The sequence below is a fragment of the Prescottella equi genome (assembly GCF_002094305.1).
GTDB classification, from domain to species: domain Bacteria; phylum Actinomycetota; class Actinomycetes; order Mycobacteriales; family Mycobacteriaceae; genus Prescottella; species Prescottella equi.
Window position 1 is genome coordinate 214,106 of the sequence record NZ_LWTX01000003.1, and the last position, 22,193, is coordinate 236,298.

Annotated in this window: 21 protein-coding genes; 11 read left to right on the top strand and 10 right to left on the bottom strand. The window is 68.5% G+C overall.

The features are described 5' to 3' along the window. From A6I89_RS10315 to A6I89_RS10325, 3 genes are all read right to left on the bottom strand, one after another. Entirely contained in the window at positions 1–402 is a 402-nt protein-coding gene (locus A6I89_RS10315) for an RNHCP domain-containing protein (protein ID WP_255221276.1), read from the bottom strand. 11 nt (positions 403–413) lie between these two features. Continuing rightward, on the bottom strand, positions 414–749 hold the full coding sequence (locus A6I89_RS10320; RefSeq protein ID WP_005516946.1) for an RNHCP domain-containing protein: 336 nt from the start codon (positions 747–749) through the stop codon (positions 414–416). 245 nt (positions 750–994) lie between these two features. Next, positions 995–1,948, bottom strand: a complete 954-nt coding sequence (locus tag A6I89_RS10325; RefSeq protein ID WP_022598437.1) for an NAD-dependent epimerase/dehydratase family protein — start codon at positions 1,946–1,948, stop codon at positions 995–997. Positions 1,949–2,009: 61 nt separating this feature from the next. Between A6I89_RS10325 and A6I89_RS10330 the strand changes: the two genes are divergently transcribed. Beyond that, positions 2,010–2,633 (top strand): TetR/AcrR family transcriptional regulator, encoded by a 624-nt coding sequence (locus A6I89_RS10330; protein ID WP_022598439.1) that lies wholly within the window; start codon positions 2,010–2,012, stop codon positions 2,631–2,633. On the opposite strand, the gene A6I89_RS10335 is transcribed toward A6I89_RS10330, so the two are convergent. Together A6I89_RS10335 and A6I89_RS10340 are read right to left on the bottom strand one after the other, a co-directional pair. Next, positions 2,621–4,999: an FdhF/YdeP family oxidoreductase gene (locus A6I89_RS10335; RefSeq protein WP_022598441.1), complete on the bottom strand. Its 2,379-nt coding sequence runs from the start codon at positions 4,997–4,999 to the stop codon at positions 2,621–2,623. The genes A6I89_RS10330 and A6I89_RS10335 overlap by 13 nt on opposite strands. A 90-nt stretch (positions 5,000–5,089) precedes the next feature. Continuing rightward, the gene (locus A6I89_RS10340; protein ID WP_022598442.1) at positions 5,090–5,683 is read right to left on the bottom strand and encodes a TetR/AcrR family transcriptional regulator; all 594 of its coding nucleotides are present in this window, start codon (positions 5,681–5,683) and stop codon (positions 5,090–5,092) included. 88 nt (positions 5,684–5,771) lie between these two features. On the opposite strand from A6I89_RS10340, the gene A6I89_RS10345 reads away from it, so the two are divergent. The 6 genes from A6I89_RS10345 (at position 5,772) to A6I89_RS10370 (ending at position 11,748) form a co-directional block, all read left to right on the top strand. Further along, the gene (locus tag A6I89_RS10345) at positions 5,772–6,575 is read left to right on the top strand and encodes an enoyl-CoA hydratase/isomerase family protein (protein WP_022598443.1); all 804 of its coding nucleotides are present in this window, start codon (positions 5,772–5,774) and stop codon (positions 6,573–6,575) included. Positions 6,576–6,607: 32 nt separating this feature from the next. Then, positions 6,608–7,378, top strand: a complete 771-nt coding sequence (locus A6I89_RS10350; protein WP_013417535.1) for an SDR family NAD(P)-dependent oxidoreductase — start codon at positions 6,608–6,610, stop codon at positions 7,376–7,378. Positions 7,379–7,498: 120 nt separating this feature from the next. Continuing rightward, positions 7,499–8,290 (top strand): SDR family NAD(P)-dependent oxidoreductase, encoded by a 792-nt coding sequence (locus A6I89_RS10355; RefSeq protein WP_022598444.1) that lies wholly within the window; start codon positions 7,499–7,501, stop codon positions 8,288–8,290. A gap of 52 nt (positions 8,291–8,342) precedes the next feature. Beyond that, positions 8,343–9,680, top strand: a complete 1,338-nt coding sequence (locus A6I89_RS10360) for an MFS transporter (protein WP_172504547.1) — start codon at positions 8,343–8,345, stop codon at positions 9,678–9,680. Positions 9,681–9,722: 42 nt separating this feature from the next. Then, complete coding sequence (locus A6I89_RS10365; RefSeq protein WP_005516926.1) at positions 9,723–10,415, top strand: type 1 glutamine amidotransferase domain-containing protein; 693 nt, start codon at positions 9,723–9,725, stop codon at positions 10,413–10,415. 64 nt (positions 10,416–10,479) lie between these two features. Further along, the gene (locus A6I89_RS10370; RefSeq protein WP_022598446.1) at positions 10,480–11,748 is read left to right on the top strand and encodes an LCP family protein; all 1,269 of its coding nucleotides are present in this window, start codon (positions 10,480–10,482) and stop codon (positions 11,746–11,748) included. 16 nt (positions 11,749–11,764) lie between these two features. Here A6I89_RS10370 and A6I89_RS10375 read toward each other — a convergent pair whose 3' ends face one another. After that, positions 11,765–12,694 (bottom strand): NADP-dependent oxidoreductase, encoded by a 930-nt coding sequence (locus A6I89_RS10375; RefSeq protein ID WP_022598447.1) that lies wholly within the window; start codon positions 12,692–12,694, stop codon positions 11,765–11,767. A gap of 62 nt (positions 12,695–12,756) precedes the next feature. Further along, on the bottom strand, positions 12,757–13,911 hold the full coding sequence (locus A6I89_RS10380; protein WP_084978813.1) for a 3-ketosteroid-9-alpha-monooxygenase, oxygenase component: 1,155 nt from the start codon (positions 13,909–13,911) through the stop codon (positions 12,757–12,759). A 198-nt stretch (positions 13,912–14,109) separates the two neighbouring features. Between A6I89_RS10380 and A6I89_RS10385 the strand changes: the two genes are divergently transcribed. After that, positions 14,110–15,021, top strand: coding sequence for an alpha/beta fold hydrolase (locus tag A6I89_RS10385; RefSeq protein ID WP_013417542.1), 912 nt, complete (start codon positions 14,110–14,112; stop codon positions 15,019–15,021). A gap of 8 nt (positions 15,022–15,029) precedes the next feature. Here A6I89_RS10385 and A6I89_RS10390 read toward each other — a convergent pair whose 3' ends face one another. Then, a complete protein-coding gene (locus A6I89_RS10390; protein ID WP_044991503.1) occupies positions 15,030–15,929 on the bottom strand; it encodes a D-alanyl-D-alanine carboxypeptidase family protein in 900 nt (299 codons plus the stop codon). 111 nt (positions 15,930–16,040) lie between these two features. Between A6I89_RS10390 and A6I89_RS10395 the strand changes: the two genes are divergently transcribed. From A6I89_RS10395 to A6I89_RS10405, 3 genes are all read left to right on the top strand, one after another. Next, positions 16,041–16,724, top strand: coding sequence for a response regulator transcription factor (locus A6I89_RS10395; RefSeq protein WP_022598451.1), 684 nt, complete (start codon positions 16,041–16,043; stop codon positions 16,722–16,724). Continuing rightward, positions 16,721–18,169 (top strand): sensor histidine kinase, encoded by a 1,449-nt coding sequence (locus tag A6I89_RS10400; protein WP_022598452.1) that lies wholly within the window; start codon positions 16,721–16,723, stop codon positions 18,167–18,169. The genes A6I89_RS10395 and A6I89_RS10400 overlap by 4 nt, the downstream gene beginning before the upstream one ends. Positions 18,170–18,452: 283 nt before the next feature. Continuing rightward, entirely contained in the window at positions 18,453–19,622 is a 1,170-nt protein-coding gene (locus tag A6I89_RS10405) for an iron-containing alcohol dehydrogenase (protein WP_022598453.1), read from the top strand. A 99-nt stretch (positions 19,623–19,721) separates the two neighbouring features. Here the strand turns inward: A6I89_RS10405 and A6I89_RS10410 are convergent, their stop codons facing one another. After that, positions 19,722–20,375 (bottom strand): TetR/AcrR family transcriptional regulator, encoded by a 654-nt coding sequence (locus A6I89_RS10410; protein WP_005516912.1) that lies wholly within the window; start codon positions 20,373–20,375, stop codon positions 19,722–19,724. Next, entirely contained in the window at positions 20,362–21,972 is a 1,611-nt protein-coding gene (locus A6I89_RS10415) for a class I adenylate-forming enzyme family protein (RefSeq protein WP_022598455.1), read from the bottom strand. The genes A6I89_RS10410 and A6I89_RS10415 overlap by 14 nt, the downstream gene beginning before the upstream one ends. Between the last annotated feature and the right edge of the window lie 221 nt (positions 21,973–22,193).

Here is a 22,193-nt window from a genome sequence, read left to right on the forward strand (position 1 = left end):
CTACCGGACGCGATCGAGATGCGAGAGCGGACGCACCGCGATCCGCACGAGGGCGAGCGGGTTGTCGTCACCGGCCGTGCGGTTCACACCCATCGCACCGCACGCACCGCATCGGTGGACGATGAGCCATTCACCGCCGCCGCGCACCGAGATGGAGATCGGGTCCATCCGGCCGCCACACGACGACGCACGGTCGCCGGGGACGGTGCGGTCGACGTGCCTACTGCACAAACACGTCGGACAGTGGTTGCGGTGCGCCGTGCCGGGCGCCCACATCGGGACGTCCAATCCGCAACCCAGGCAGCGGAAGGATGTCCCACGGCGTGCCGGGCCGTCCCGGTGGACGGGTTTGGCGCGCTGCGGACGTTCGGTTCTGTCGTTCCTGCGTGACACGCGAATCACCTCACGCCGCGTCAGAGGTGCGCGAGGTGTTCGAGCGGAAACGGCGGTTGCGCCAACGGTTTCACCGCGATGCGGATCAACAGCAGCTGGTTGTCGTCCGAGGCCACCGGCCCGGCCTCGAGACGATCGCAACCGGTGCATCGATGGATCAGCATCCAGTCGCCGTCGCGTTGCACGGCGACCGCGATCGGATGGGTTCGGGCGTCGCACCGTCCGTGCCTGCCGGCGAGGCAGTTCGGGCAGTGCGTACGCGGGACGGCGTCCGGCGTGGTGACGCACACGGTGAGCCCGCAACGGACACACGTGAAGGTGGACAGGCGTGAAATCGGCGTGCCGCTGTGGGACACGGGAAACTCCTCTGTGAGATCGACTGGGCGGCAAAGGTTGCCGAGCGTCGTCGACCCCGCGGAAGGATCACACCGGACAGGGGATCCGATGTCTGGTTCGGATCACCGGCCGGAGCGGTTCGCGGGATCGCGAAGGAGCTCGGCGGCTGTCCGGGGCATAATTCACCACTTCCATACGGGTAGGGACCGGCCGACGTGCCGGATTCGCGAAACCCTAGGACGGGCGCACGCACCGCGCAATCGAATTACCGAGTGGCGCCGTCGACCGCACCGAACTCGATCGCATCCGCCGCGGACGACGACCGGAGCTCGGCGAGGGTCGCATTGTCGTGCAACCACGTCGGCCGGGCGATCGGACGCTCCGCCAGCCGCGCAACCGCCCACGCCGTGATCGCGGCGGTCCCCTCCGACTGGCCGCGCCCGGTCGCCCACCGCGAAGCACCGTCCGCGTTCCGCGCCAGGGCGATCCACCGGTCGGAACCCCACATCCGGGTCGGCGCCAAGGACCGCAGTGCCGGAACCCACGTCAGCGTCGCCAGCCCCAGGGTCGCGATCCGCGAGTCCATCCGCAGATAGGTACGGACCGGGACCCCGAGACCGGCGGTGAGCACGTGCTGATCCGCGAAGTCCGCGCGGACGGCAGGGAAGGCGCGGTACTCCGAGGAGACTGCGGGCGGCAACGAAATCGACTGCGGACGCGTGAAGTTGCGGACCGGTGAGCCGTCGGGGTCGTCGAACCGCTCCCCCAGCAGGCGGTACGTCCACTCAGCCGCCGCCGCGCCGTGGCGCTCGCCCGCCCCGATCCCGACGAGGATCTCGACCGGACCGGCTCCCGTGGCGGCGACCTCGGAGGCGAGCAACCCGGTGAGCCCCGGCGCCAGACCGACACCGAGCAGGACCGGACCTTCGATCCGCTCCAGTTCCCGCGAGTACGACGTGGTGGCAGTGATGTCGACGAACACCGCGCCCGCCCGCACCGCGGCCCGCGCGACGTCGGCGTTCTCGCGCCCGGATGCGTTCACCACCACGTCCACCGCTCGCGCCGCCGCCTCGAGCGCACCGGTGTCGGCGAGGTCCAGCAGGACATCGGCGCGGGCCGCGTCGCGTCCGGCCGCCGAAGACTCGATACCCGCCGCCCGCAGGTGCCGCACGAGCGACGCGCCGACCGCACCGTAACCGCCCAGGACCAGTGCCCTCATCCCGCCACCTCCACCACTAGAGTGCTGCTCTAGAGCACAACTCTAGAGCTAGGGTTTGGGCGTGGCAACCTCCAACGGACAGCGACCGGCACGCGCGAAGATCCTCGACGCCGCGTGTGCCTTGTTCACGACCACCGGGTACGCGGCCACCACGATCAAGCAGATCGCCGCCCGCGCATGCGTGTCGTCGCAGAGCGTGTACTTCGTGTTCGGCAACAAGCGCAGCGTGCTGTCGTCCCTGCTCGACATCACCATCGCCGGCGACGACGCGCCGGTCGCGACTCTCGACCGGGGCTGGGTCGCCGACGCCGTCGCGGCCCCCGATCCGCGCGATCAGCTGCGGATCCAGATCCACCACGCCCGCCTGATCCTGGAACGCGCCGCCGACGTGCTGCTCGCGGTGCGGGCCGGAGCGTCGGCCGACTCCGAGGTCGCGGAGTTGTGGCAGACGAATCTCGAGCAGCGTCGCACCGTTCAGCGGCACCTGATGGACGCCCTCGCCGCGAAGTCGCCTGGCGTGGACCCCCACGCCGCCACGGACGTCGCACTGGCGCTGCTGAGCCCCGAGACCTATACACACCTCGTGCGCGAGAGCGGTTGGACGCCGGAGCGATACGAGGCGTGGGTACTCGACACCGTGGCGGTCGCCGCCGGACTACCGCCCGCGCACACTCAGGAGAGGTAACGCGGCTGCGGCTCGCTCTTGTGCGACCAGTCCCAGCCGATGTCGTGTTGCGTACGCGCGTCGATGTGCGCCTCCCGCACGGTGCCCGCCCGCTCCAGTCGCACGATGATGGATTTGGACGTGGGGCAATTACTCTTCAGCGCAGTCGAATCCAGCGGGACGAGCGGATTGGTCTCGGGATAGTAGGCCGCCGCCGTGCCTCGCGGAATGTCGTACTCGACGATCCGGAAACTTGGCGCGTACCGAGCACAGTCGTCGCCTTTCCATTCCGTCAGCAGGTCCACCCGATCGCCGTCGTCGTAGCCGAGAGCGGCGATGTCGTCGCGGTGCATGAAGATCACGCGGCGCCCGCCCTCGATACCCCGATAGCGATCGCTCAGGCCGTAGATGGTGGTGTTGAACTGGTCGTGGCTGCGCAGCGTCTGCAGGATCAGGTGCCGCGGCGGCACCTGCATCACCTCGATCGGAGCGACGTCGAACTCGGCCTTCCCCGAAGGGGTTTCGAACGTCCTCGAGTCACGCGGCGGATGCGGGAGGATGAATCCGCCCGGACGACGCACGTTCACCTCGTAGCCCTCGCACCCCGGAACCACCTTCGAGATGTGGAGCCGGATCTTCGCGTAGTCGTCCCGCATGCCCAGCCAATCGAGGCCGTAACGGTCACCGAGAGTCGCGTGCGCGATCTGCGTGACGATGGCCGTCTCCGACTGCAGGTGCGGACTCGCCGGATCGAGCGGGCCACGCGACGCGTGCACGGCGCACACCGAGTCCTCGACCGAGATGAACTGTTCCCCGCTCGCCTGGACGTCCTTCTCGGTGCGCCCCAGCGTCGGGAGTATGAGTGCGGTCTCGCCGGTGACGAGGTGTGACCGGTTGAGCTTGGTCGAGATCTGCACCGACATCCGGGTGTTGCGCATCGCGCCCGCGGTGACGCGGGTGTCCGGGGCCGCTTCGACGAAGTTGCCACCGAGCCCCATGAAGAACTTGGCCTTGTCGTCCCGCATCGCGCGGATCGAATCGACGGTGTCGTAGCCGTACTCGCGGGGCGGATCGAAACCGAACTCCAGCTGGAGCGCATCGAGGAAGCTCTGCGGCGGGCGTTCCCAGATCCCCATGGTCCGGTCGCCCTGAACGTTGGAATGGCCGCGCAGTGGCAGCAGCCCCGCTCCGGGCCTGCCGATGTTGCCCTGCGCGAACGCGACGTTGCAGACCTCCTTGATGATCGCGACCGCGTTGCGGTGCTGGGTCAGCCCCATCGCCCAGCAGAAGACCGTGGCCTTCGACTCGCGCAGCATCTGCGCCGCCCCCGTGATCTCCGCCCGGGACAGCCCGGTGGACGCCGTGACCGCGTCCCAGTCCACCGCCCTGACATGATCGCGCCACGCCTCGAAGCCGTGCGTGTACGCCTCGATGAACTCGTGGTCGAGCGCGTCCCACTCGACGAGTAGCGAACCGATCGCCTGCATCAGGGCGAGATCGCCACCGAGCTTGATCTGCAGGTGGTAGTCGGAGAGATCCGTCCCCCGGCCGATCACCCCACTCGGGGTCTGTGGGTTCTGGAAGTGCAGCAGGCCCGCCTCCTTGAGCGGGTTGATCGACAGGATCTTCGCGCCGCGCTTCTTCGCCTCCTCGAGGTGCGTGAGCATCCGCGGGTGGTTGGTTCCGGGATTGTGCCCCTGCAGCACGATCAGATCGGCCTCGTGGATGTCCTCGAAGACCACGCTGGCCTTGCCTATTCCGATCGATTCGGCGAGCGCGATCGACGTCGACTCGTGGCACATGTTCGAGCAGTCCGGCAGGTTGTTGGTGCCGTACGCCCGAACGAACAGTTGATAGGCGAAGGCAGCCTCGTTCGAGGCACGGCCGGATGTGTAGAAGATCGCCTCGTCGGGGTCGAGGGACTGCAGCTCGCGTCCGATCAGCGCATACGCGTCGGACCAGTCGATCGGTTCGTAGTGCGTCGCCCCTGGCCGCTTGATCATCGGGTGCGTGATCCGCCCCTGCTCGTTGAGCCAGTACTCACTGCGCGAGGCGAGTTCGGCGATCGAGTGACGCGCGAAGAACTCGGGCGTCACCCTGCGCAGGGTCGCCTCGTTCGCGACGGCCTTGGCGCCGTTCTCGCAGAACTCCGCCGGGTGCCGGTGTCCGGGTTCGGGGTCGGGCCACGCGCAGCTCATGCAGTCGTAGCCGCCGACCTTGTTCAACTCGAGCAGCGTCTCACCGGTGCGGACGATGCCCATGTTCTCCAGCGACCGCTTCATGGAGACCGCAACGGCGGGAACACCGGCGGCCTTCGTCTTCGGCTTCCCGACCCTCAGGTGGGATTCGTCGTAGTCCGGGCGTTCTTCCTTGTCGCGCCTGCGCATGTCGACCTCCGCTCGCTGTCGGCCTCCGGTCCACCGTAGGACACTTCGGCACGCCGGGCGCGATACCGGGAAGGTCTCCTCGTGAAGCCGTCAGCCGGTGCGGATCCCGTCCAGCACCAGTCGCACGAGATAGTCGACGAAATCGTCCGCTTCCCAGTCCGGCCGGGCCGAGGTCAGCGTGGTGAGCGCACCGCGCAGCGTGTCCAGCACGAGGGCGCCATCCACGTTCGGTCCGATCTCGCCGGATCGGACCGCTCGGTCGAAGACCTCGACATAGCGCGCCCGCACGGGCCCGATGAACCGGCGTTCGGCCTGATCCTGGAGGGCGGGGTCTGCCACCATGTCTGCGATCAGTCCCGGCATCCCTCGCCGGTACTCGGGCAGCAGTTGCAGCGACACCATGTCGTGAACCATCGCCGTGAAGGTCTCCTCGAAGGACGCGCCGGGAGTGACGGCCCGCGCCGACACCGGTTCGCGCCGGAACAGCACCTCCTGCACCAGCGCGCCCTTCGTTCCCCACCATTGGTAGAGCAGTGGACGTCCGACACCCGCCCGCCGCGCCACCGCAGCAAAGGTGAGCGCCTCGTAGCCGTCCTCGACCAGCACCTGCGCCGCGGCGTCGAGCACCGCACGATGCCGCACGGGGTCGCGCCGCCGCCCCCTGCCGGGACCGTCCTGAGTCACTTCGGACCCTTCCTCGTGAAAGTGCTGCGTATTTACCTTACATGGTGTAAGCCTGATAGCCGGACGATTCGAACGAAGCGGAGCCCGAATGACTTTGATCGACATCGCACGGCCCGCACCGGACGTCGCGATCCTCACACTCGACCGGCCGGAGCGTCTCAACGCGCTGAGCTTCGCCCTGGTCGAGGAACTCCACGACGCCCTGGCCGCGTTCGAGCGAGACAACTCGTGCCGCGTCGTGATCCTCACCGGCGCCGGTCGCGGCTTCTGCGCCGGTCTCGACCTCAAGGATCCGGTCCGCACAGCGCCGACCGCCGCCGGCCTCACCGGACCGGCGGCCGGAATGCGCACACAGGAGTACATCGCCTCGCTGGTCCCGCGGATCCAACGACTCCCGCAGACCGTGATCGCCGCGATCAACGGACCCGCGTTCGGTGGCGGACTCGCGCTGGCGGCGGCGTGCGACATACGGATCGCGTCCACATCGGCCCGATTCGGCGTGCAGTTCGTCAAGATCGGGATCTCGGGCTGCGACATCGGGATCAGCTACACACTTCCCCGGATCGTCGGCGGCGGCCGCGCCGCCGAACTGATCACCACCGGTCGCGAGTTCGATGCCACCGAGGCGGAGCGGATCGGCTTCGTCACCCGCGTGGCCGAAGACGGCGAACTACTGGACACCGCAACCGAACTCGCGGCCACCCTGTGCAACCACAGCCCGTTCGCATTGGCGATGACGAAGCAGGTTCTCGTCTCCAACGCATCCGCCGGCAGCGTGGACGCGGCCATCGCGCTCGAGAACCGCACCCAGATCCTGGCCGGCACCGGCGGCGAGTTCGCCGAGGCCGTCACGGCGTTCGCGGAGCGCCGGGCACCGTCCTGGGTCCACTGACCCGCATGTCCCTCGGAAAGGAACCCCCGATCGTGAACCGTGAGAAGCTCGGCACCCTGTTCGATCTCACCGGCCGCACCGCGGTCGTCACCGGCGGCACCCGCGGCATCGGCCTCGCACTCGCAGAGGCGTACGTGTCCGCGGGCGCGAACGTCGTCGTGGCCAGCCGCAAACCCGAGGCGTGCGCCAAGATCGAGCAGCACCTGCGAAATCTGGGTGGCAACGCGATCGGTGTGCCGACCCATCTCGGTGAGCTCGACGATCTGACGACACTCGTCGACCGGGCCGTTGGAGAGTTCGGCGGCATCGACATCCTCGTGAACGCCGCCGCGAATCCCTTGACACAGCCGCTGGGCCGATTCACCGCGGACGCGTGGTCCAAGTCGTACGACGTGAACCTGCGCGGCCCGGTCTTCCTCACCCAGGCCGCCCTGCCGCATCTCGAGGCCAGCGCGCACGCTGCCGTGCTCAATGTCGTCTCCGTCGGCGCATTCATGTTCTCTCCCCGAGTCGCGATGTACGCGGCGGGCAAGAGCGCACTGCTGTCGTTCACCCGCTCGATGGCCGCCGAATTCGCGCCGCGCGGCATCCGCGTCAACGCGCTCGCACCGGGCTCGGTCGACACCGACATGGTCCGCAACAACCCGCCCGAGGCGATCGAGGCGATGCGGGAGATGTCCCTGCAGAAGCGCATCGCCGAACCTGACGAGATGGTCGGTCCCGCACTACTGCTCACGTCCGACGCCGGCAGCTACATCACCGGCCAGGTGATCATCGCGGACGGCGGCGCCGTCGTGCACTAGACGCCACCCGAGATGTGACCCGTACCACTGAGTGAGAAACACCCTTTTCTTCACGGGGCGATCACGCCATGGTCCGTGGCAGGCCGGACCGACCGGCGCGCAACGGATTTCGGAGGACACATGGCACGGCTCGAAGGCAAGGTCGCGATCGTCACCGGCGCGGCGCAGGGCATGGGCGCCGCCACCGCGCACTTGTTCGTCCACGAGGGCGCGCGCGTGGTGCTCGGTGACGTGCTCGAGGAGAAGGGGCGTGCACTCGCCGCCGAACTCGGCGACGCCGCCATCTTCACGCCGCTGGACGTGAGCGACGAATCTTCGTGGGAGTCGGCCGTCGCAGTGGCCGTCGACCGTTTCGGCGGCCTCGACATCCTGGTGAACAATGCCGGAGTGATGCACTGGGCGCCGATCGAGGACCTCGACGTCGCGCGGACCGAACGCCTGCTCGACATCAACGTCCTCGGAAACCTGCTGGGCGCCAAGGCTGTCGTGCCGACCATGAAGAAGGCGGGCCGCGGCGTCATCGTCAACATCTCCTCGGTGGACGGGCTGCGCGGCGTCAACGGCCTGGCCGCGTACACCGCGAGCAAGTGGGCGGTGCGCGGACTCACCAAGGCGCTGGCCTACGAGTTGGGCCCGGCGGGCATCCGCGTGTGCTCGGTGCACCCCGGCGGCGTGGACACCACGCTCGGCAATCCGGGCGGTCTGGTCGGCGACGATCTGCAGAGCAAGTACGTGGGTGTGCCGCTGCAACGAATCGGCGAGTCCGAGGACATCGCGCGGGCCACCCTCTTCGTCGCGAGCGATGAGGCGTCGTACATCTCGGGCGCCGAACTCGCAGTGGACGGCGGTTGGTCGGCCGGCACGTACTACCCGGGCCTGCCGGGTACGCCGCCGGCGCTCATGCCGAACTGAGCACTCCGGGGCGAGCGGGGCGGTCCGGGCCGCGGCGGCCACAATGTACGCCGTGAGTTCCGAGATCGCCCCGCTCCGCGCCACCCCGATTTCCATCCCCGGCGGGCGTGTACCGCGCATCCACCCGGCCTGGTTCGTCGCGGTCGTGGCCTTCCTCGCCCTCGTCGGAGCCGCCAGTTTCCGGGCGGCGCCGTCGATCCTGATCGACCCGCTGCACGACGACTTCGGCTGGTCCCGCGCGAGCATCTCCGCGGCGGTCTCGGTGAACCTCGTGCTGTACGGACTGACCGCACCGTTCGCCGCAGCGCTGATGGAACGCTTCGGCATGCGGCGAGTCGTGGCGGCAGCGCTGACGCTGGTCGCGCTGGGCAGCGGCCTGACGGTCTTCATGACCACGACGTGGCAGTTGATCCTGCTGTGGGGAGTCCTGGTGGGTCTGGGGACCGGGTCGATGGCGCTCGCCTTCGTCGCGACGGTGGTCGACCGCTGGTTCGTCGCCCGCCGCGGCCTGGTCACCGGCATTCTCACCGCGGGCGGTGCCGCCGGCCAGCTCGTGTTCCTGCCGGCGCTGGCGGCCCTGTCCGAACGCTACGACTGGCGGACGGTCTCGCTCACCGTCGCCGTCGCCGCACTCGCCGTGGTGCCGTTGGTACTGGTGTTCCTCCGGGACCGTCCGGAGGAGGTCGGTGTGCCGCCGCTGGGAGCGCCGGCCGACTACGTCCGGCCACAGCCGCCGTCGGCGTCCGGAGGTGCGGTCGGGCGCGCGCTCGGCGTCCTGCGCTCGGCGGCACGGACCCGGGTGTTCTGGCTCCTGGCGGGAACCTTCGCCATCTGCGGTGCCAGCACCAACGGACTGGTCGGCACGCACTTCGTCCCCGCCGCCCACGATCACGGCATGCCCGTCACGGCAGCCGCCGGCCTGCTTGCCGTGATCGGCATCTTCGACCTGGTGGGCACCATCGCGTCGGGCTGGTTCACCGATCGGTTCGACTCCCGCAAGCTCCTCGGGATCTACTACCTGCTGCGCGGCCTGTCGCTGATGGTGCTGCCCATTCTCTTCGCGGAGACGGTGCACCCGCCGATGATCGCGTTCATCATCTTCTACGGGCTCGATTGGGTGGCGACCGTGCCGCCGACCGTCGCACTGTGCCGCAAGCACTTCGGCGCCGACGGCCCCATCGTCTTCGGGTGGGTGCTCGCGTCGCACCAGATCGGCGCCGGGCTCGTCGCGTTCCTGGCCGGCGTCGTCCGGGACCGGTTCGGCGGCTACGACGCGGCGTTCTTCGTCGCGGGCGGTCTGTGCGCGGTCGCGGCCGTGATGGCACTCGCGATCACGACATCATCGGACCGTGACGAGCGGGAGATGGTGAGGAACACCGTCGCCTCGTAACGTGGGAGCGGAGCGAAACCGCCGAACACCCGAGGAGTTCACATGAGCGGCAAGCGGGTACTGATCGTCGTCACGAGCGTCGGCGAGTACGAGAGCGTCGGCTACCGCACCGGACTGTGGTTGGGAGAGTTGACGCATTTCTGGGACTACCTGCACGAAGCGGGTGGTACCGCGACCATCGCGAGCATCGCCGGCGGCCCGGTCCCACTCGATCCGGAGAGCCTCACCCAGGACGTCCTGGAGGAGCTGGGAACCAGAAAACGTTATGCAGACCGGGCATTCATGGACCTACTGGACACCACCGTCTCCATCGCAGACGTGGCCGCCGACGACTACGACGCCATCTACCTCACGGGCGGGCACGGCGTGATGTTCGACTTCCCGGACGACCCGCACCTCTCGCGCCTGCTGCGGGAATTCCACGAGACGGGCAAGGTCGTCTCGGCCGTGTGCCACGGCCCGGCCGGCCTCCTCGGCGCGACCCTTGCGAACGGCGAGTACCTGATCGCCGGCCGCAATGTCACCGGATTCTCCTGGCCGGAGGAAGAATTCGCGCACCGTGCCGATGCGGTGCCGTTCAGTCTCCAGGCGAGGCTGGAGGAGCGGGGCGCGGTGTACTCCTTCGCGGCCGAGCCCTTCGCGCCGCACGTCGTGGAGGACGGGCGCCTGGTGACGGGGCAGAATCCGGCGAGCGCACGGCCCGTGGCCGAAGCGGTTGTGAAGCAACTCGGCTGAGCGTCACCCACATGTGACCCGATTCGCCGGGTGTCGGTGCGCTGGGCCCGGCTATGTTGGGGCAGTGCGCTCCGATCAGGACGACACGATCGACGCTGCGGGTCCACGCCGCCGACGCAGGACGGTCACCGCCCTGCGCATCGCGGCGGCCACCGCGGCGACCGCCGTCCTGGTGGTGACCGGACTCGGATGGGCGGCGCACCACGAGTTGACGAGCGGAATCCTCCGGTCAGGCGCCCTCGACGTCCTGACCGGCGGCGACCGCAATTCCCGACATGGCGACTCGAACATTCTGCTCATCGGCCTCGACAGCCGAAAGGACATGCACGGCAACGATCTACCGGCCGAGTTCGTCACCGACGAACTGCATGCCGGGGACAGCGACGCGGGTGGCTACAACACCAACACGCTCATCCTGCTGCACGTCCCGGGAGACGGCAGCCGAGCCACCGCGGCCGCGATCCCCCGCGACGACTACGTGGACGTCCCCGGGTACGGCAAGCACAAGATCAAGGAGGCGTACGGGATGGCGAAGGCGGACGCCGACGCCGACCTCGAGGAGCAGGGCGTGACCGACCCCGCCGAACGCGAACAGCGATCCCGCGACGCCGGGCGACGGTCCACGATCGAGACCGTGCAGAAGTTGCTGCGCGTCCCCATCGACCACTTCGCCGAGGTGAACCTCGTGGGCTTCTACGACATCGCCGAGGCGCTCGGCCCGCTCGAGGTGTGCCTCAACGCACCGGTCGACGACCCGTACTCGGGCGCGAACTTCCCCGCCGGCAGGCAGATGCTCGATCCGTCGCAGGCGCTGTCGTTCGTGCGGCAACGACACGGGCTCGCCAACGGCGACCTCGACCGCACCCGCCGGCAGCAGGCGTTCCTCACCGCCGTCCTCCGCAACCTCGACGTCGGTGGCATGTTCGGCAGTGTCTCCAAGATGCGCGGGCTGTTCGACACGGTCAAGAGCGACGTCGTGGTCGACGACGACCTCGATCCGGTGTCGTTCGCCCTGCGTGCGCGCAACCTCACCCGGGGCGAACTCGACTTCCACACCCTGCCGATCGAGGGGTACCGGACCGTCGACGGTCAGGCCGTGAACATCGTGGACCCCAACCGCCTGCGCGCCGAGGTGGCCGGCTTGTTCGCGGGCGAGAGCCCCACCACGACCACGGCCACGACCGGTCCGTTGCCCACGTCTTCCCGGACCACCCGGTCCGGGTCGCACAGCACCACGACGACCACCGAGGACACCGGCACTCCGCTCGAAGCTCCACCACCGGAAGAGCCCGTGGCGGCGGACGACAGCAGAGGCATCCCGTGCGTCGACTGATCTGCTGCCGTCCCCGCTACGGCAGCAGCACGAACTTGCCCCGGGCGTGCGGTTCCTGCAGCGCTCGGTGCGCCGCCGCGGCCTCGGCCAACGGGAACCGGGTGCCGACGACCACGTCCAGCCCGCCGTGCCCGGCCATGTCCACGAGCAGCGGACGCGCCTCGCGGCGGATCCGCGCACTCTCCTCACTGATCCCGTCGACCGTGCGGAAGCCGTCGCGGACCGCCCGGCCGAACGCGACGAGACTGACGAACCGATCCCTCTCCACGCCCAGCGCGAGCGAATCGTCGACCACCTCGTCGGTACCGACGGTGTCCACGACCGCGTCGACCCCGTCCGGTGCGACCTCGTGGATCCGCGCGACCAGGCCGGGCCCCGGCGAGACCGGGACGGCGCCGAGAGTGCGCAGGAAATCGTGATGAACGGGCCAGGCGACGCCTATCGCCACGGCGCCTCGCATCACGGCCAGTTGGACGGCCAGTTCACCGACACCGCCGGCCGCACCGTGGATGACGACGGTGTCCCCCTCGCCCACGTCTGCGACCGCGAGGGCCTCGTACGCCGTCGCGCCCGACGACAGCAGGCAGGCTGCGCCCTCCCATGTCAGCGATTCGGGTTTCGGCAGGACGTCGTCCACCGGAAGCAGTACCCGATCGGCGTAGGCGCCCTCATCGGTGCGCACGATCACCTCGTCGCCCACCCGGACGGTGTCGGCGCCGGCACCGGTCTGTTCGACGATGCCGGCCCCCTCCATGCCCGGGCGGATCGGCAAGCGGGCGGGATCGGTACCGAAGGCACCGCTGTAGAGCTTGTAGTCCAGCGGATTGACCCCGACAGCCCGCATCGCGACGACGACCTGGCCCTGCCCCGGGGGCGGGATGTCCGCGTCGATCACCTCGAGGACCTCGGGGCCCCCGTACGCGGTTGCGACCACCGTTCTGGCCATGACCGGGCAACCGCGAGGCGCGTCGGCTTATTCCGGCGCACCCCGCGGGTCGTCCGTCGGCGTCAGTTCGAAGCAGCGAGCTCGGCCGCCCGGCGCTCCATGTTCTCGGCGACCTCGCGCCGCCAGGCCGCGACCGGCTTGGTGGTGTCCATCTCGAACTCGAAACGGTTGGTCATGTCCGGGCTGATGTCGGCGACGTCGACGTAGAACTGCTCGTACCAGCGGCGCAGCTGGTAGACGGGCCCGTCTTCCTCGCACAGCAGCGGGTTCTCGATGCGGGTCTTGTTCTTCCAGATCGCGACGTCCTGCTCGAACCCGATCGCGATGAACTTGGCCATCCCGGCGGCCAGTGCGTTCGCCTTCGCGCCACTGACCGACTCGCTCTGCTTGACCTTGATGCCGTACATGAGGACGAACTTGTTCGGCGAGATCGGGTAGTGGCAGTTGATCAGGATCGAGTCGATGTCGAAATCCGGGTAGTGGTAGGTCAACTCGTCGATCATGAAGGACGGGCCGTAGTACGCCGCGACCGAGCTGTTGCCCGTGGAGGCCGCCTGTCCGTCCTTTGTGGGCCGGGCCATGTCCTCGCGTCCGACGCCCTCGTAGTACTGGGTGGCGATGTGGCCCTCGAAGATGTTCTTGAACTTGATCGGGAAGCCGTAGTGCACGTAGAAGAAGTGGGCCATGTCGACGACGTTGTCGATGATCTCGCGGCAGTTGGTGTCGATGGTGATCTGCTTCCACACCCAGTCGGTCCACTCCTCACCGGGGGCGGTCATCTCCGGGATGGTGACCTCGGCCGGCGGCTGGTTGCCCTCGGGGTCGTGCCAGACGAACAGCAGTCCGTCCTTTTCCATCGTGGTCCACGCGCGGGTCTTGGCGAGCGGCGGCACGCGGCGGGCGTAGGGGATGTCGGTGCAGCGGCCCTTGCCGTTCCAGCGCCAGTCGTGGAACGGACACGCCACCGAGTCGCCCTTGATCTCGCCCTGGCTCAGGTCGCCACCCATGTGCCGGCAGTACGCGTCGAGAACCTTCAGATCGCCCTCGCTGTCCGCGAACACCACCAGCTTGGTGCCGAAGGCGTGGATCGGATGCGGCTTGCCGTCACGCAGGTCGCGCGTCAGACCGACGCAGTGCCACCCGCGCGCGAAACGCTCCGGGGCCTCGCCGGCATCGATCATCCGGACTTCTTCGTTCTCCGTATCCATCGTCGTCATGACCGCTCCCCAAGTCCCTTTCAGTGAAAACGCTCGACTACCGGTATCAATCATCTGTTTGATGATGTGTCCTGCTTCACACTGAAACACGTGTCAGTCGAGAGTGGCACGAATCTCACTGAACGGGACCGAATCGAACTGTTTGTCCTCGATTGGTGACCAAAGTCCATACCGAAACGGCGATAACGACTTCCGCGAGTGGTGCGGCCGAGCATCGTGATAGCCAGCACTGGGGACACATTCCACGATCTGGAAGGACCCGAGACCATGCCCGACACGCCGGACACACCGCACCTCGCCGTCGACGCCCCGCCGGTCATGTTCATCCACGGACTCTGGCTCGCCGCCTCCTCGTGGGACCCGTGGCGAACGAGATTCGGCGCCGCCGGATTCAGCACCCTGGCACCCACGTGGCCCGGAGAGGCGCCGAGCATCACCGACACCCGCGAACACGCCGACGACCAGGCCGGCTACGGGATCGACGAGGTCACCGCGCATTTCGCCGAGGCCATCGCACCGTTGGGCCGCAAACCCATCGTCGTCGGCCACTCGTTCGGCGGCCTCGTCGCGCAGAAACTGCTGGCCGCCGACGTCGCCGCGGCCGCCGTGGCGATCGACCCCGCCCAGATCCAGGGCGTGAAGGTACTGCCGCTCGCGCAACTACGGTCGACGTTCTCCGTACTTGGCAACCCGGCGAACGCCAAACGCACCGTGACACTGACGCCCGACGCCTTCGCGTACAGCTTCGGAAATGCCATCGACCGCAGCGAATCCGACGAAATCTACGACCACTGGACCATCCCGTCCCCCGGCCGGCCGCTGTTCCAGGCGGCGTTCGCGAACCTGCTACCCGGTTCTCCCGCGCACGTCGACACGACCGCACGTCGTGGACCGCTGCTCATCCTCGGTGGTGGTCAGGACCACGCCGTCCCGGAATCGGTCAGCCGGTCCGCCCACCACCGCTACCGCAAGGCCCCCACCGACAACGACTACATCGTGCTGGCGGACCGCGGTCACTCCCTCACCGTCGACCACGGTTGGCCGGACGTCGCCGACACCGTCCTGGACTGGCTCGCACAGAGAGGATTCGGCGCACCCGTCAGCCACTGAGGGTCCGGTCAGCCCTCGGTGGCGGTGTCCTCCTCGATCTCGTCGAGCAGGCGGGACGCCCGGGTGACGGCGTCGTGGGCCGACCGGCCCTCGCCCTGCACCGCCCCCACCACGAGACGGCCGGCGGCGCCGACCCGCGCGGCGAACAGGAACACCCCGCCCGCCTCGTCGGTCGTACCGGTCTTGAGGCCCACCACTCCCGGACGGCCGAGCAGCGAGTTGGTGTTGAAGACCACCCCCACCCCCGACAGCGTCGCGTGGTCGCGCGCGACGATCTCGGCGATCACCGGATTTCGCACGGCCGCCGCCGCTAGCAGGGTCAGGTCCTGCACGGTGCTGGTCGTCGACGACGAGAAGCCGCTCGCGTCGGTACCCACCGTCGTCGACGTCATGCCGAGCGAACGGACCAGCTGCGTTGCCGCCGTCCGGTATTCGGCGAGCGATCCGAATGCCCACACCGCGAGGGTGTCGGCCAGGTTGTTGGCCGACGGCAACAGCATGCCGACGAGCATCTCGTACTCCGACAACTGCTGTCCGGCTCCCACCGCGACCGCCGAGCCGCCCCGGTCGGCGTAGTCGCGGTAGAGATCGGCGTCGGCCTCGGTCATGGTCAGCGTCGGCCCGTCCTCGCCCGGCGCGAGCGGCTTCCTCTCCAGCACGGCCAGCGCCGTGATGACCTTCGCGGTGCTCGCGGTGGGCCGCGGCCGCGATTGCCGCGCCCCTCCGACACGCATCTCCGCGACCGCGTCGTCCACGAAGGTGTACGCGGTCGAGGCGCCGGGCCGCGCCAGGCCGACGGGCCCACCGGATCCCGGTCGCGACATCACGTCGACGAACCACAGCGCGGCGCCCACCAGCAGGATCACGACCGCGATCGGGAGGGCGATACCTCTACGAAGGATGTGCATGGCGTCCACCGTCGCCGCCGAGTTTCCGGATCCTGCGGGTGTTTCGTCACCGTTCTGCTACAAGGTGTGGCGACGATTGTCCCGGGGCCCAGGGTCGGGAGGATGGGCGTCATGACTGCGGTGTTGCTGATCGAGGACGACGACAACCTGCGCGACGCGCTGAGCCTCGCGCTGCACCGCTACGGACACGTGGTGACGGCGGCGGCCAGCGGTGAGGCCGGACTGGCGGCGCTCGCCGACGGCGCGCCCGACATCGTCGTGCTGGACGTGATGCTGCCGGGCGTCGACGGGTTCGAGGTGTGCCGGCGGATCCGGGCCCGCAGCGGTGTCCCCGTCATCATGCTCACCGCACGCGGTGAGGACGTCGACGTCGTCTCGGGACTCGAGACCGGCGCCGACGACTACGTCGTCAAGCCGGTGCAGCCGCGGATCCTCGACGCTCGTATCAAGGCGGTGCTGCGCCGAACCCCGACCGCACCCACCGTGGACGGCCGCGAGGTGCACGGCGACCTCGTGATCGATCGCGACGCCCTGACCCTCACCGAGGGCGCTCGGCGGCCCGAACTCACCCGCACCGAATGGCAACTGCTGCTGGCTCTGTCGGAGCGCCCCGGCCAGGTGCTCTCCCGCGAGCAACTGCTCGAGAAGGTGTGGGGCTTCGACCACCTCGGCGGCTCCCGTCTGGTCGACGCCTGTGTGCAGCGACTGCGCGCGAAGATCGAGAAGGAACCGTCGAATCCCCGCTACGTGCAGACGGTGCGCGGATTCGGCTACCGGTTCGGTCCCGTCGCATGAGGATTCGGCGCCCGGGGCTGCAGGCCCGGCTCACGGCGCTCGTCGCGGTGATCGCGCTGGTCGCGGCGGTGGCGACCTCCGCCGCGGTGTACCTGCAGGCGCGTGCCAACATCTTCTCGACCGCGCAGGACCAGATCCTGAACAGCTTCGCCGACACCCTCGACTCCGCGGTGCCCTGGATCGGAGAGCGTCCGACCCGACGAGAGCTGTCCGAGTTCAGCGGCCTCGGGGACGGGAGCGTCGCCTGGTCCGGCACCGTCCGCACCGACACGTGGCCCCTCGGCGTCCCTTCCCCACCACCGGAACTACTGGCCCGCCTCGAGCAGTCGGAGCTACCGGTGTTCCAGCGCGTCGACAACGACGGCGCACCACTGTTCTACGTCGGTGGCCGCGTCGGGGATCCCGAGTTGCCCCTGGGCCGGCCGACGTTCGTCGCCGCCGTGTTCGACCTGGGAGAGGCCCAGGCGCAGATCGATTCGCTCGAACGCCGTGCGGCGGCGGTCGCGATCGTCGTCTCGGCGCTCGCCGCGTTGACCGGGCTGTGGACCGCGCGCCGACTCGTGCTGCCCCTGCGTCGACTCAACGCCGCCGCTGCGGCGCTCGTCCCGGGACGTCCCCGCCAGGAACTCACCGCCGGCGCCAGCCACGAACTGTCCGAGCTGGTCGCGACGTTCAACCGGTCCGCGGCCGAACTCGACCGCACCGTTGCCGATCTCGCTGCGAAGGAGGCCGACGCGCGACGTTTCGTCGCCGACGTCTTCCACGAGCTCCGCACGCCGCTCGCGGCGCTGGTCGCGGTCGCCGAGGTCCTCGAAGAGGACGCCGACTCGATGGCGCCGGACACCGCGCGTGCGGCCCGCATCGTCAGTCGGGGCACCGAGCGGCTGTCCCGCCTCACCGAGGACGTCATCGAGATCTCCCGGTTCGACAACGGACGGGCCGATCTCGTCCTCGAACCGCACGACCTCGTCGAGGTCGTGCGGGAGTCGTTGGCCACCCGTGGTTTCGGATCGCGCGCCCGGCTCGGGGCGGACGGAGCCGTCCCGTGCCGAGTGGACCGGCGCCGCATCGACATCGTCGTCGGGAACCTCGTGGCGAACGCCTTCGCGCACGGTCGGCCGCCGGTGGCGGTGGCGGTGCGAACCGACGGCGACGGCGACGACGCGGTGATCACCGTGACCGACCACGGCGCTCCGATCCCCGCGGAGGTTCGGGCGCACCTGTTCGAACGCTTCTACAAGGCCGACGAATCCCGCGGCCGCACCGACGGCAGCGGGATCGGCCTCGCCCTCGCCGAGGAGAACGTGACGCTGCACGGCGGAACCATCTCCGTGACATCGGGTTCCACGGGAAACACGTTCACGGTGCGGCTGCCCCGGGGGAACGGACGGCAGGCGCTGGAACGACCTGCGTGCCGAGGCGGGGAGCGCACGGACACCGAATAAGCAGACACACAACGGTTAGTTTCTCCGCTCGCAAACGTTCGCACCGTCGCCTCGCCGTAGGCTTCCCGCTTGGCCGACCGCTCGTCGTCGGACCGTCCCACCGGTCTCGATTCCCGGTAAATCCGCAGGAAGACTCGATACGGGGAGGCCCGCATCCCGGACCGCTCGCAGCTCTCCACCCGGTTGGAGAAACAGGGTGTGGCGCACGCCACAAATGTGGGCTAGGGTAACGGCCGTTAGCCTGCGTCGTCGGCGGGTCGAAAAGAAGAAGGATGGTATTGCCGTGCAGTCATCGCTCGTCTCCCTGACGCCCATGGAGAGAGTCCGCATCGGGACCCCGGTGGCCGAGGCCGCCGCCCAGGAAGCGGATCTGCTGGGCGCGAAGCGTGTGTTCGTCGTGTGCAGCGGCACACTCAACTCGCAGACCGACGAGATCGCCCGCGTGAGAGAGGCACTGGGCGCTCGGTTCGTGGGACTGTTCGACGCGGTTCGGCCCCACGTGCCACGCGAGGACGTCATCGCCGCGACCCTGGCCGCCTCCGAGGTCGACCCCGACATGCTGTTGTGCGTGGGCGGCGGGTCGGCGACGGACCTGGCGAAGATCCTGGCCGTGACTCTGGAACACGGCGTTCGCGAGGTCTCCCAGATGGACGCCTATCACCTGCAGGTCAATCCGGACACCTCGGTGACGGCTCCCAGCTTCACGGCGCCGAGGATTCCGGTGGTGGTGGCACCCACGACCCTCGCCGGTGGCGAGTTCAACGCACTGGCCGGGTCGACGGACGAGAAGAGCAATGTCAAGGAGGGGTACCTGCATCCGGCGATGACCCCGAAGGCCGTGATCCTCGATCCGACGCTCGCACGGCACACGCCGGAATGGCTGTGGCTCTCGACCGGGGTGCGCGCGCTCGATCACGCCTTCGAGACGCTCGGCTCCCTCGAGTCGAACGGGTACTACGACGGAATGGCGATGAATGCCATCCGGCTGCTCTCCGAAGGACTCGTCCGAGTGAAGGAGGACGCCGACGACGTGGAGGCCCGCCAGATGTGCCAGGTCGGTGCGTGGTCGTCGATGGTCGCGATCGTCGCGGGACTGGACATGGGCGTGAGCCATGCCGTCGGGCACGCCCTCGGTGGTTCGTTCGACGTGCCCCACGGCTACACCTCGTGCGTCATGGCGCCTTTCGCGCTCGAGTACAACCGTGAGGTCAACGAGCATCGCCAAGCGCTGATCAGCGCCTCGCTGGGCGCGCCGCAGACGCCCGCACACGAGTTGGCGGACACGCTCATCCGGCAACTCGGCATGCCGCGGTCGTTGGGTGAGGTGGGGTTGACCGAGAACGATCTCCACAGTCTGGCGACGTACACGTTCAAGGACATCTGGTGCGGGACCAACCCGAACCCCATCGCGGATCCGGACGCCCTGGTCCCCCTTCTACGGCGAGCACTCTGATCCGAGACGTGAATGCAGTCGGTCTCCCTCCGCGCGATGCGAAGGGAGACCGACTGCTTCGGAGGACATGGACCGGGGCCGCCGACCGGCCCGACCTCTCTACTGTCCGGGGCGGTGGCGCAGGATTCCGCCGACGATGTAATCCACGTAGGTGGTCACCAGCGCGTCGATGTCGTGATCGTCCCGGAGCCACCAGCTCACCCCGTTCATGAGGTCCAGCACGGCAACGGCCGCGCGGGCCGGGTCGTCGTTGTCGAACTCCCCGGCGCGAACCCCGGCGGCGATCACGTCACGCACACGTCGCTGGTAGTACTTGCGGTACTCGAGCACCCGTTCGCGGTGCTCCTCGGTGAGCGCAGACAGCTCTCGCAGGCTCACCAGGTGCTCGACCCGGTTGACCGCCAGGTGCCGCAGATGGACATCGATCAGCGCCGTGAGCCGCTCGGCCGGCGTTCCGGACTCTTCGAGGACCAGGAGATGTTCCTCGACCGGGACCTGCGTCATCTTGAGCGCGATCGCATAGAGGATCTCCTCTTTCGAGGTGAAGTGGTTGTACAGGCTCGCACCCTTGATCCCCACCGAATCGGCGATGCCCCGCATCCCGGCGGAGTGGTACCCCTGCTCGGCGAAGTACTCGGCCGCGGCGGCCAGGATGGCGTCGCGTCGACTGGGAAGACCCACGAGTCCGGATCGACCGGATGCGGGCGTCGCACTGCCGTCGGGTTCGGTGTTCAGCGTTTCATTCCTTTGCATACATCCGGCGCAGTTCTCTCTTGAGCAGCTTGCCTTGGGCGTCCGTGGGCAGCTCGTCCACGATCATGATCGCCTTGGGGACCTTATAACCGGCGAGCTCGGTCTTGCAGTGATCTCGGAGCTCCTGGACGGAGAGGTCGCTGCCGTCGACTGCGACGACGAAGCCCGTGACCGCCTCGGACCAGTAGGGATCCGGAAGTCCCACGACGGCGGCCCGCGCCACCCCGGGATGCGTCTGCAGTACGCGCTCGACCTCCTGGGAGGACACGTTGTAGCCGCCCGTCTTGATCATATCCTTGCTGCGATCGAGGAAGAACATGTTGCCGTCGGCGTCGCGGCGCACGATGTCGCCCGTGCGTACCCACCCGCCGTCGAGCACCGCGGCCGTCTTCTCGGGATCCTTGTAGTAGCCCAGCATCACCGACGGTGTGCGGCAGAGCAGTTCGCCGCTCTCGGCCTCGTTCCCGTCGGCATCGACCACCTTGACCTCGAGGTGTCCGACCGGCTTGCCGATCCAGGTCGGATCCTGATCGGGAATGTCCTCGAGCCGCTTGAACCAGCCGACGGAACCCAGCTGCGTCAGCTCGGACTGACCCCAGTAGGTGCCCCACACCGACGCGGGTGCCGCGTCGTGCCAGGCATCCACCGTCCGCGGTGACACCTGGCCTCCGTAGGTCAGGCAGCGTTGGATGGTGCCCACGGTTGCGGGACCGAACCGTGGGTGTTCCGCGAGCGAGATGAAGAACGTCGGCGTCTGGGCCAGCACCGTGATCTGCTCCGTCTCGATCATCTGCAACGCGTCGGCCGGCGCGAGGCTCGCCGGAAGCACCAAAGTCGCACCGAGGAGCAGAAGCGATGTCAGGGAACCGATCCCGGCGATCGTGTGGAACGGCATCACGTACAGCCAGACGTCGTCGTCCAGGCACCTGAGCCCCCACGTGTAGGCGGGCGCAGTCGAGACCAGGTAATTGCGGTGGGGCAGCATGACGCCCTTCGGCGCCGCCTCGGTGCCGCTGGTGTACACGATCATGGCGAGGTCGTGCTCGTCCACGTCGCAATTCGGCTCGGTGGCCGGCGAGGACTCGAGGAGGTGCTCGAAACGGTGGCCACCGATGTCGCGTCCGCCGTCGAGGACCACGACTTCGGGACGAGTCGTCAGGCCCGCCAGCGCCTCTTCGACGACCGGCAGGAACTCGGCGGCCACGACGACGGCCGCGGGCTCGAGATGCGCGAGCTGCTGGGACACTTCGCCGGGCCCGAAGAGGACATTGATCCCGGAGTACGCCGCCCCGATCTTGAGGGCACCGTAGTAGGCGATCACCGACTCCACCCGGTTGCGGGCCATCACCGCAACGCGGTCACCGCGGGAGACCCCCAGCCCGAGGAACATGTGGGCGGCTCGGTTGGCCCCCCGGTCGAGCGCCGCGTAAGTGGTCACCGTGCGTCGACCGTCGGAACGGTACGACACGATCGCGGCCTTGGACGGCCGGCTCTGCGCGTGGCGGCGGAGCTGGTCGCCCAGGGTCGCCCGACCCAGAGGTGATGCCTGGATCTGCGTGAGGGTTCGACCTTCGGCCATTGCGCTCGCGGTGTTCATGCGGCCTCGCAGACGTCGACACCGGCAGCAGCAGGGACAGTCCGGGGCCGCCCCGCGCCGGCCTCACGGCACAGTCTCGGCCACCGCCGCAGATCGGTCGTCCACGCTTCGACACGTACCGACAGGTCCATGGTTCCTCACTTCCAAGACTTACCATCGTTAGTATGATGTGGCTCATACTCGCATCGGCGTCGCCCGTGGTCAAGCCTTGATTACGAAGG

What these genes read in the sequence shown, in the direction of transcription:
- A6I89_RS10335 (WP_022598441.1), bottom strand. Translation starts at nt 4,999, where the DNA reads ATGCGCAGGCGCGACAAGGAAGAACGCCCGGACTACGACGAATCCCAC.
- A6I89_RS10355 (WP_022598444.1), top strand. Translation starts at nt 7,499, where the DNA reads ATGGCACGGCTCGAAGGCAAGGTCGCGATCGTCACCGGCGCGGCGCAG.
- A6I89_RS10375 (WP_022598447.1), bottom strand. Translation starts at nt 12,694, where the DNA reads ATGGCCAGAACGGTGGTCGCAACCGCGTACGGGGGCCCCGAGGTCCTC.
- A6I89_RS10325 (WP_022598437.1), bottom strand. Translation starts at nt 1,948, where the DNA reads ATGAGGGCACTGGTCCTGGGCGGTTACGGTGCGGTCGGCGCGTCGCTC.
- A6I89_RS10395 (WP_022598451.1), top strand. Translation starts at nt 16,041, where the DNA reads ATGACTGCGGTGTTGCTGATCGAGGACGACGACAACCTGCGCGACGCG.
- A6I89_RS10365 (WP_005516926.1), top strand. Translation starts at nt 9,723, where the DNA reads ATGAGCGGCAAGCGGGTACTGATCGTCGTCACGAGCGTCGGCGAGTAC.
- A6I89_RS10345 (WP_022598443.1), top strand. Translation starts at nt 5,772, where the DNA reads ATGACTTTGATCGACATCGCACGGCCCGCACCGGACGTCGCGATCCTC.
- A6I89_RS10415 (WP_022598455.1), bottom strand. Translation starts at nt 21,972, where the DNA reads ATGAACACCGCGAGCGCAATGGCCGAAGGTCGAACCCTCACGCAGATC.
- A6I89_RS10400 (WP_022598452.1), top strand. Translation starts at nt 16,721, where the DNA reads ATGAGGATTCGGCGCCCGGGGCTGCAGGCCCGGCTCACGGCGCTCGTC.
- A6I89_RS10390 (WP_044991503.1), bottom strand. Translation starts at nt 15,929, where the DNA reads ATGCACATCCTTCGTAGAGGTATCGCCCTCCCGATCGCGGTCGTGATC.
- A6I89_RS10410 (WP_005516912.1), bottom strand. Translation starts at nt 20,375, where the DNA reads ATGCAAAGGAATGAAACGCTGAACACCGAACCCGACGGCAGTGCGACG.
- A6I89_RS10380 (WP_084978813.1), bottom strand. Translation starts at nt 13,911, where the DNA reads ATGACGACGATGGATACGGAGAACGAAGAAGTCCGGATGATCGATGCC.